The organism is Candidatus Hydrogenedentota bacterium (assembly GCA_016791475.1).
Classification (GTDB): Bacteria; Hydrogenedentota; Hydrogenedentia; order Hydrogenedentales; family JAEUWI01; genus JAEUWI01.
The window spans coordinates 1-466 of sequence record JAEUWI010000199.1; the positions used below are offsets into that span (position 1 = coordinate 1).

A 466-nucleotide genomic window follows, 5' to 3' on the forward strand; every position below is an offset into this window, starting at 1 on the left:
CCTAAACCGGTCAGCCAGGACAATCCGACGAGGGAAATTCTGACGGGATCTCCAACGGCAGGTGATTGCCGGTAATGGGCGGCTGTGGAAATGGGATATGCATAATGGCCGATACCCGAAATCCATCGTAGACCCTCGTTTATGCGTATTGTCTTGCGTACGAGTTGTTCCGTTTCTTGGGCGGTCCCCCTCTTACTTATCGGTGACGGCGCCCTCCGCGGCGCTGGAGACCAGTCTTGCGTACTTGGCCAGCACGCCTCGCGTGTAGCGCGGTTTCGGTTGCGTCCAGCGCGCTCGGCGCTCGGCAAGCACGGCATCCGACACACCCAGACTGATCTCGCGGCTTTCCGCATCGATGGTAATGGCATCGCCGTCCTCTACCAGTGCAATTGGGCCGCCATCGAAAGCTTCCGGCGTGATGTGACCCACCACGAAGCCGTGCGAGCCGCCGGAGAAGCGACCATCG

Annotated in this window: 1 pseudogene (cut by a window edge); it reads right to left on the bottom strand. The window is 60.3% G+C overall.

The window, feature by feature from the left end:
* Positions 1–192: 192 nt before the first annotated feature.
* Positions 193–466 (bottom strand): annotated as a pseudogene (locus JNK74_28680) (dihydroxy-acid dehydratase) (it continues 289 nt past the right edge of the window).